Annotated in this window: 7 protein-coding genes; all 7 read right to left on the reverse strand. The window is 45.6% G+C overall.

The genetic code is table 11. The features are described from left to right. On the reverse strand, window positions 1–623 hold a 623-nt coding region (locus B3W37_RS03685; protein WP_483174820.1), incomplete at its 3' end, for a type II toxin-antitoxin system prevent-host-death family antitoxin. Window positions 624–760: 137 nt separating this feature from the next. Beyond that, window positions 761–3,355 (reverse strand): FtsX-like permease family protein, encoded by a 2,595-nt coding sequence (locus B3W37_RS03690; protein WP_483174821.1) that lies wholly within the window; start codon window positions 3,353–3,355, stop codon window positions 761–763. Further along, window positions 3,352–4,035: an ABC transporter ATP-binding protein gene (locus B3W37_RS03695; RefSeq protein ID WP_483170084.1), complete on the reverse strand. Its 684-nt coding sequence runs from the start codon at window positions 4,033–4,035 to the stop codon at window positions 3,352–3,354. Before B3W37_RS03695 ends, B3W37_RS03690 begins: the two co-directional genes overlap by 4 nt. Before the next feature lie 161 nt (window positions 4,036–4,196). Further along, window positions 4,197–5,207 (reverse strand): sensor histidine kinase, encoded by a 1,011-nt coding sequence (locus tag B3W37_RS03700; protein WP_483174822.1) that lies wholly within the window; start codon window positions 5,205–5,207, stop codon window positions 4,197–4,199. After that, window positions 5,200–5,883, reverse strand: a complete 684-nt coding sequence (locus B3W37_RS03705) for a response regulator transcription factor (RefSeq protein ID WP_481039391.1) — start codon at window positions 5,881–5,883, stop codon at window positions 5,200–5,202. The genes B3W37_RS03700 and B3W37_RS03705 overlap by 8 nt, the downstream gene beginning before the upstream one ends. A 169-nt stretch (window positions 5,884–6,052) precedes the next feature. Next, the gene (locus tag B3W37_RS03710; protein WP_483174823.1) at window positions 6,053–6,514 is read right to left on the reverse strand and encodes a hypothetical protein; all 462 of its coding nucleotides are present in this window, start codon (window positions 6,512–6,514) and stop codon (window positions 6,053–6,055) included. 183 nt (window positions 6,515–6,697) lie between these two features. After that, window positions 6,698–10,072, reverse strand: a complete 3,375-nt coding sequence (locus B3W37_RS03715) for a PdaC/SigV domain-containing protein (protein WP_483174824.1) — start codon at window positions 10,070–10,072, stop codon at window positions 6,698–6,700. Window positions 10,073–10,127 lie beyond the last annotated feature (55 nt).

Consider the following 10,127-nt stretch of genomic DNA (forward strand, 5'->3'; position numbering starts at 1 on the left):
AGGTACACCATAACCTCCCGGTTTAGCGGATTGACGATCCAGTATTCCTCCACCCCGCAGGACATATAGAGATCGAGTTTTTTGATCAGGTCCATGCGGCGGGTCTCTTCCGACAGGATCTCCACCACCAGAGCCGGCGTGCCCATGTAGTAATCCTTTTCATTGAGCTTTTCCTCCAGGTCGCAGATAACCATGATGTCCGGCTGCACTACATTGATATTTTCAGGGTTTCGCCTGAGGGTGATGTCGTATGGGGCTACGAAGGGAACACATTTTTTGCCCTGGAACCAGTTATAAAAAATGCCCAACAGCTCAGTCAGAGCCAACTGATGACGGGTTTTGGGCGAAGACTGCAGGTAGATCTCGCCATCGATGTATTCGTATCTCTCCGCACTGTCCTCCGTGAGCTCCACAAATTCCTCAAAAGTTGCCTTGCGGCCCCCATAGCTGAAATCTTTCGCCTTCTCGCCGACCATAATTGCTGCCGGCTTCTCAGCATCGTGTTTTATGGCTGACAATGTGGCTATTTCAAGGCCGTTGCGGGTAATGATGACATCTTCTTGAGCCGCCAGCATCAAGTATTTGCCAAAATTGTTCTGCAATTCGGTGGAGGGCACTTTCATCCGCCATCCTCCTTTTATAAACAGATTAGCTAATTTAGCTAATTATATAATAACCAATTGATGCCATAAATGCAAAACAAGGCCATCCCGTCCGCAGCACAAAACATAGCAACACCCCCGTACCCGTGACAACTTTGTCAGATATTCTCCTGTTTCAAGGCATCGATAATGTTATCTTGTTTTACCTTTGAACTGGAATAGAGCATTGCTGCCCCGACGATAACAAAAACAATGATAATAACATACCCTATACTTGTCCAGGGAAGTACTAAGCCATAGCTAAAGCTGTACATCATAGACCTATAGATCAAATACATTAACATTACGCTAAGCGGCAGTCCATAAAGCAGAGACTTAATGCCGTAGAAGATACTTTCGTAATTAAGCATTTTATTAAAACCCCGGGGGGTCATACCCACCGATTTAAGCATGGCGAATTCCCTTTTCCGCAGGGCAATGCTGGTGGAAATGGTATTAAAGATATTAGCAATACAAATCGCCGTGATGAGAACAATGAAGCCATAGGTAAATACTGATATCAACAACATAATCTGTTCTTCTTGTTGTCTGGCCTGATAAACATTGTAGACATTCAGATTGCTTTCAGACAGTTCCTCAATCTGATGTTGAGTTGCCATGGGATCAGTACTCTTCAGCAAAAGCCGGGTGTCAGCAATTAAGCCCTGGGCAGCCAACTCATCCAATACTTGTTCCGATACAATAACGGTCAGTCCACCCAGCCCGGCTGGAAAAACACCCATTGGGGTCTGATCTGTCAATGCGGCAACTTGCAGCTCATTTAAATAGGTCTCTTGGGATGAATCCCTATCAATACGGCATAGTTCAATCTTTTGGCCGATTTCCGCCTGTATAGCTTTAGTCTCAATATATTTTCTGGCATCATAATCCTGATAAGAAATTTTATCAATTACAATTCCCGATAATTCATGTGAAGTTCTAAGCTGATCATAATCTGCGCCGATCATTTCGGTATAACCCTTGAGACTCTTTTCATCTAGAGCATGTATATCGATATAGTAGGAGTATTTCCCGTTTTCAAGCATTTGGTTATCTTCCCGGACTTGTTCTTGTAATTCCTTGGCAATAAATTTTTCATCTATCCTTGAATGTAGGGTCAAGTCTTTTACTATGGAATATTCGGTTACATTATTAAGACCTGCAATAGACTGTACCAGTTCTTCATCTGTTTCAGGGTTTTCTCCCGGCAGGATGACCTGGATATCAAAATTGACCCCATCCTGGGATAGTTCAGCTGATTTTTTTAGATTATCGGTAAAAAACGAAACCGTCAAAAACAGAACTATGCTTATTACCAGTGAAAATACCGTGGCCTGGTACCTGCGCTTGTTTCTTCTTAGATTTTTTAAGCCGATTTCGGCTTCAAATCCGAAAAGTTTACGAATAAGCGGGGAAGCTTTAGCCGCTTTAGCGGTGAGCTTAATATCAGTTGATTGCCTGATGGCGTCGATAGCCGAGACATCAGAGGCCCTTTGGGCCGGCCAATAGGTGGAAATGAAGATAGTCAGTAAGGAAATAACCCCTGCGCCTAGTATCGACATGGGGGTTACTACCACCGTGAATTCTTCAGATGCCCCGAACACCCCCTGTATCATCGGATTGATAAACCAGAAGGTAATGGTCAGCCCGCCCAGACCACATAAGATTCCTACAGGTATGCTTATCAGGGCTATGACTGCTCCCTCAAAAAATACCGAATTTCGTTTCTGCTTTCTGGTTGCCCCTACACTGGAGAACATGCCTAGATACCGGGAGCGTTCAGCAACAGAGATGGCAAACGCATTATAGATCAATGCCACCGAGCCTATTACAGTGATTGCCATAATAATTGCGGTCAAGGAATAAAGAGTCTTGTGCAGGCTCTCAATTTCGGTTACACCGTAATAACGCAGCAAGGAATTATTAAATTCAACGCCGGCAATGTTATTCTGCAAGGCCAGATCCCGGGCATGGTTGTAAAGTGATCTTTGCACTTTGTTTAAGACCACCAAGGCATTCACGGTTTCATTTGTACCTATCATGCTTTCATCCACATAGCTGATAATGGTATAGCCTGGCGCCCAAGTGGGTTCCCAGGTAGGACGAGCGATAGTTCCTACTATTGTGTAGTTATGGGTGGTTTTATTTGTTAAGGTTTCTGCGGCAATCTCACCGTCTCCGGTTCGACGTAATGGGGTCAGCTGGGTCAAGGCCTGTTTGCCTTCAGCTATAAATCTCTCCCCGATATCCAGCACAAGTTGATCGCCAATCTGGCAACTCACCTTGGCGCTCTGAGCGATTTCCTCGGAGATGACAATTTCATTGTTGGTCTGAGGCAGACGTCCATTGGTCAATTCAATGGGAAACTGCTCAAAACCCCGGGTATTGTATTCCTTGATAAATAGATAAGGTTTGTTTCTGTTTTGACTTCCTTCCAAAAGGGCATAGCCGCGATCCCTGGATATGATAAGGGTTTCGGTTTGTGCATCACTTTTGACGGCTTGCAGCTGTTCTTGATTTATATCTTTATACAGAACATGCCATTCTCCATCCCTGGCGATGCTCATTCTTTGCATTAAATCCATAAAGGATATGCCCAGAGTCGCCACCGCCGTTACCATAGCTACAGAGATAATGACACCTATGATGGTGACCAGGGTCCGTCTTCGGTTGCGCTGCAAATTTCTCAAAGTCAGTATGTTTACGATATTCATGGGCGAATCACCTCATCCTGGGCAATTCGGCCGTCTTCGATAGTGATAACCCGGTCAGCCTGTAAGGCAATTCGTTCATCATGGGTAATAATGATCAGGGTTTGCTGATAGGTTTTGTTAAACATTTTTAGTAGGTCAACGATCTCAGTACTGTTTTTGCTGTCCAAGTTGCCGGTGGGTTCGTCGGCCAGCATCAGAGCAGGATTGTTGATTAAAGCTCTACCAATGGAAACCCTTTGCTGCTGACCGCCGGAAAGCTGATTCGGCAGATAGGGCAAGCGATTTTGAAGGTCTAAAGTGTTTACAATTTTATCGAAATGATTCTGATCGACCTGATGGCCATCAAGCAGCAGGGGCAGGGCAATATTTTCTTCCACCGTCAAGACTGGAATCAAATTATAAAACTGATAAACCAGGCCGATTTGCCTGCGTCTAAAGATTGCCAACTGTGTCTCGTCCAGGCGGTAGATGTCGGTGCTGTCCACTATTACCCTTCCGCTCGTGGGCCGGTCTACTCCGCCCAATAAATGCAAAAGCGTAGATTTGCCTGATCCGGAAGGACCAACAACAGCGATAAATTCACCTCTTTTTACTGAAAAGGTGACATCATCAAGGGCTTTAACGGCTGTCTCCCCTTTACCATAGATTTTAGACAGATGTTCTATCTGCAAGATTTCCAAGTTATGAAACCTCCATTTTGTGGTGATGGGTAAAAGTATATCTGTCCAAAATGACAGATAAGTGACTGTAATATTACTATTTAGTCACTTTGAGAGTATGGAGACGAAAGAGTCCGTGAAACCAGGCGGTTTCAGCTAGAACGCTCCTCCCCTGTTTTATGTTAAATCAGTTGCCGATAAAACTTTATCTTGAATTGGGTACCCTTGTTCCCCTCGCTTTTCACTTCAATAGCTCCATTTTGAGCGGAAATAATGCTGTGAGCCATAGCCAGTCCAATACCAATGCTGCCTTCGCCGGCATTTACGCCTTTATAAAAACGTTGGAAAATATAGGGTATATCATCTTTAGGAATTCCTCCCCCATTATCGGCAATGATTATTTCGGTAAAAAGCGCATTTTCCGCAAAGGAAACAGAAATAACGCCGCCTTCCGGGGTATGTTCCACACAGTTTTTCAGAATATTGATCAAAGCTTCGGTGCTCCAATTAAGATCCCCCCGGAAAGATACCCCATCATCTCCGGTGATAGAGACGGTTTGCTCCTTTATATCCATTGGGATTGACACCGGTTCAAACGCTCTTTGAATAAGCTCTTTTACCAAAATCAAATCTTTCTTGAAAACTACCGTTCCGGCATCGATCCTGGCCAGTTTCAATAATGAAGAAAGCAGCCATTCAATACGTTCCAGCTGCATGCGTATTCTATGGGTGAACTCGGTTCTTTTTGCTTCCGGCAGTTTAGCGTCACTAAGTAAATCGGCCATTACCATCATGGAAGTCAGCGGGGTCCTGAGCTGATGAGATATATCTGCAATGGCATCGGTAAGACGAAGCTTTTCCTGCTGCAGAAGCGAGTTCTGCTCTGAAAGCATCAATGTAACTTTATAAATCTCGTTTTTTAGTATACTCAGCTCGCCTTCCTGATTGTCCCGGACATCCAGGGAGTAATCACCTCCGCTGATCTGGCGCAGGTATTTGGAGAGCTTTGCTATTTCCCGATATCTCCATTTGGTATACATCCAGCTGCAGCCTATAATCAAACCACAGGCCAAAAAAGTAAGCAACGCAGCCAAGGGCGAAATAAAAGCAGCGGCAACCGTTGCCGCCATACTAATTGATCCCATTACCAGTAAGAGTATTTGAACCTCTCTATTACGCAGCAGTCTATTCACCAACCTTGTAACCCAAACCCCGCACTGTTTTAATCAGGGTTGGGTGCTGTTGATTATCTTCCAGCTTTTCCCTCAACCTTTTTATATAAACGGTTAAGGTATTATCGTTTACGAAGTCACCGGCTATGTCCCAGATCTGTTCCAATAGTTGATTTCGGGAAAGAACCTGTCCGACATGGTTGGCGAAGGCAAGCAGTATTCGGTACTCCAGAGCAGTCAGGGTGATTTCGCTGCCATTTTTATAAACCTTTCCTTCCAAGGTATTAATCACAACATTTTCTATCTCAATGATGCTTCTGCCCTGAGCCTGCTTATGATACCGGCGCAAAACCGATTTTATCCGCGAAATCAGCTCCCGGATGCGAAACGGCTTGGTAACATAATCATCTGCTCCCATATCCAGACCCATTACTACGTTCACCTCATCATCGATGGCGGTTAGAAAAATAACCGGTATGTCGCTGTGCTGTTTAACATATTTGCACAACTCATACCCACTTCCATCCGGCAGCGACAAGTCAAACAAACATAGATCAATTTGGTTTAATTCCTCGGCTAACACCTGTTGCGCCGATTTAAAGTCATGACACGGAATTATAGAAAAGTCCTCTTGCGTAAGTGAATATTCTATTCCTATCGCTATCGTTTTATCATCTTCTACTAGCAATATCCTCATATCTTCTCATCCCTAACCAATAACTCGGGGTGTTACCCCGAGTCAATTATGAAACGATTTTTTCGCAAAAGGCATGGGGGCGGTTATTTTGCCTGTTTTCTGACTAAGACCGTCTGACAATGGGCGCACTATACTCCCCATTAAAAGATTACCCTCTAAGACCATATATTCATTCGTCATCTTTTGTATCCTTGAAAGCCATCCGTATCAAAAAATGCCCCCCTTTAAGCAGATACCAACCAAAAATAAAATAAAGTAAAGTGGATAATAGATGGGTAAATACAAATTGTTTTTGAACATCGGTATTCCATATCGGACTAACACTTTGTAGATATACCAGGTTGGATAATATCTGCACTGCATCGGGCAAAGCCTGAACGATAAGCACCGCGCCAAGAACTTTCATTGCCAAAATAAAAAGGGCTTCACCTGACTCAGGTTTTTCTTCATTATCGGGATATAGTTTTTCAACCCAACCTTTTGACCCGATGATTAGAAACACTCCAGCAGCTACCATAAGCGTCGGAGCTAAAGCCGCAGAGACATGTAATCCCAATAACATCATCTCCTGGTTGGCAAGAATAGTTCCGCAAACAGCTATAAGATTTACTATGCCTTTGATGATTGTCACTAGGCCTACTATCTGTAAGCCAGTGTGCAATAAAGTCCTGGATGACAACCCCTCCAACCGCAATTCCCCCTTTTATATATACCCTGGCACTATGCTATCCCATCATTGTATAAATGTTTGAGCTATGGCATCATCGCCAACCGAACCATGCCATTGGTTTGAATGGCTCAAACCGATAAGCGTTTAGCGTCTGTCAACAGCAACAATTTTTGGGGTCGGGCTGTTAGTATCAACACGGAATTCAATTTTGTAAGTCCGGCTTTTTTCCGCGCCGGTAATTTGCCCGTTTGCCAGCAACTTTTCCAGAGTGGAATCATAGTCCAGTCCCAGAGCCTTTGACTTGGCCAGGAGGAACTCCTCATTTGCCCCGGGCTCATAATAACCATTGACATCAAAGCCATATTCATTGGCGGTAGCGGTGTAATAAGTGTAATTTCCATCATGGCGCCCTTTCAATTCTATTAAGTCATAAACCATGGTATCACTGTTATAGCTTTCCGGCCAGGGCGAATAGGCTGCGCCGTCAAACCTCACCAGTTTAGGGTAAGCCTGATGTATTAACGGCGGATATGCATCATCAGGCGCGGCAAATACTTTTCGCAACCGTGCTTCCGCCTGATATGGAGGCACCGACTCGGGAAAAGTACCGAATTCACCGCTCCAGGTAAAGATCATATACGAGATGGCGGCGCCGTCAGAATCAAAATCATACCAGCTTACCTCGGGCATAAAAAAAAAGCGGTAATCCTCACCCATCTGATTGAATTCCCGCTTTATATCAGCAGTGATCTCTATATTCCCTGCACCGGCAACCGGGTTGTTTTTAATCGCTGCCAACAAACCGTCGATAGCAGGAGGATTGAAATCGGCGGCCAGTCCCTGCCAATCAATATCATCCGTTATTCTGACTATCTTGCCTGCTCCGGCCTGTGCCGGCCATGATTCCAGAACCAGGCCGGGATATGATACCCATATTTGCAGTTCGTCTCCCGGCTGCAATTGGCTTTCTGATAGCTGGATGTTATTGGCGTCAGTTATTATTGTTTCCGGGCTTATGGCAAAATAGAACCGGGTTGGTTGATCAGAATAACCGTCTAAAACCCCTTCTACCAGAATTGACCCGGGTTCTTTGGCCAGAATTTCCGCCCTGCCGAAAGGCTTAAGAAAATATTCGACTGTATCCATTCTGCTTCCATCCTTGGCGCTTTCAGCAAAAACTCTTAACACATGGGCCTCACTTAAATCACCCTCGATGGAAAAACTAAACTCTCCCCACTCCGGCGCCCCGATCGAGGCGGTAGTAAAACCATTAGACAGAACCTTGTCATTCTTATCGGTTACCTCGTAGAGGACATTGGCTTCCCAAACCCGGGCAGTGCCAGTAACAGTTAATTGTTGGGGGGAGCAGCTAAAATTATTTATCCTGATATTTGCTTCGACAGGTTTAATTGAGGATCCAGGCTCAAATGCTCTCAGCGGATTGCTTTCCAATATTTTTTCTACTTCTTCATACCCGGTTGGAAATGCGAAATTGTAGCGGGCGGGCAGAGCAAATACGTACTTGGTATTACGGTCCAGTTCCTTTGGGGGGATCGGCGCCGCACCCACACTGAGTTCTTCTTGCTGAATCAGGTTCCATTGATGGTGCGTAAACACCATAATGGGAATATCCTGGCGCGGGTTCTGCTCCGTCCATTGAGGATGTCTGATGGAAATCAGCGGGCCATTTTCTTTGGTGGAACTTTCAGGATCGATACCTTCCCAGTTTTCCGCTATTATCGAATAGCCCTGCCAGCTCTCCGGCAAGGAAAAAGTAAAACCGTATTCCCCATTGCTGTACACGGCTGCATCCTCATATTCATATGAAGTAATAAGCCAGCGGTTATCGATTTTCTCTGCTTCCAGAATAACCGGCTTTTTGCCGGCCACACCGCCGTTAACCATCTCCACGCTGGTCATGGTTATAATTTCGCCCTTAATCTCGTAGCTGGAATCTGACAGCTTCTCCACAACGGTAATATCTATACGCTCCGGCCAGGGACTCGAAGCCGCCCGGCCCGGAGCATTGTCAGGGTCATTTTGCCACTTGGCCAGAAGTGCGGGGGATGCTAAACCGCCATAGTTTTCCTGTAGGCTGTTTTTCACCGCCTCCGCAGGGGCCAGCAGTGAGACATTTTTCAGTTTACTGCCGAAGTCGCTAACCAGTTTCATAACTGCAGCCTCATCGCTGTCAGCCTGTTGGTCTGGGGCGGATGGGAGGGCGACAGGAAACGTCCTTATTCCGGCGGCATACGGAGCAATTTCATACTGCAGGAAATATACGATGAGGTTCCCGTTCTCCAGGTAAAAACGCTGCTCCTCATTTATGCCCTGAAACCCATGTTCCCCTTCAAAATACTCTTCCGGATTAAACGCAATTATGGACCTTACCCGCTCATTAATCATTTCTATATGATTGGAGTCAGGGGCGAATAGATCGCTTAAGGCCAGTTCCTGACCGGTATTTAAATCGAAATTATAGGCCACACGATCGGTCATGCCATGGGCCCCTCCGGTATAAGTGTAATAATCCACATAGAAACTCAATATGTCCCGGGTTACATAATACTGATTAAACCGGCTCGCAATCCCGTAGGTGTGGAGCGGCTCAGCCAGTATAAAATCAGAATCAAGCTGGGCTTGTTGTTCCATAGCTTCCTGCCGCTGCCGGGCGTCATTTTCCATAACCTCATTCAAACGGGCTTGTATCTCTTCATCCTGCAGACCGGTAATGACAGGAATATTTAGGTCTATGTTTATAAGCGGCGATTCGCTTTTCACTTCTTTGCACTCCAGCTTAACCGCAGGAACCGGGCCGGCCTGCACAGGATTCATTTCAATAAGTTTTACACACTGATTCAAGACCCGGGCCAGTTCAGCCCGCTTGATGGGATCATAGGGCCGGAAAAGATTGTCGTTCCCCTTCATGATGCCGGTGTTGCTTACAAATACCATAGCATTGGCATCGTCCCGGGAAAGCTGGGCGGTATCATCGTACAACGGCATCAGCATGATCATGGGTATGGTGATTCCCCGGGCCTGAAAAGCATGGTAGATACTCCTGGCAACCTCAATCCTGCTGACATTTTCTTCCCCCGCAAAACTACCCTGCGGGGGAAACAGGTGGTTGACTGCGCCCAGAACCACCGCCTGACTGTACCATGCTTCTTCCCGCAAATCATAGTAATAATCGCTGGTCTCGGGCTCCTGCATAAACCGCATATTCCCGTAGTCCAAATCAAAAGCCCGGGCTAAAACAGCCGCCAGTTGAAAACGGTTTACTTTTTCTTCCGGCGAAAACGTTTTATAACCAAACTCATTCACCCCGGTACCCAGCATTAAACCCTGGCTATAGGCAGCTTCGATTTCACTTTCAGCCCAGTGGCCCTGGATATCCGCAAAAGTCCCGGAAAATAATTTAGCACTGGCCGTTCCGGCCGGAGACAACAGGAACACTGCCAGCACCAGATAACAAACCAGCTTTTTCATAGCTTCACCCTGCCTCTCGTTTTTCTTCATTTATTGTTACGAGAGGAAAATAGGTATCTTACAATCCCGGGAGGTTAATAATTTT

The sequence above is a fragment of the Syntrophomonas sp. UBA5494 genome (genome assembly GCF_002426325.1).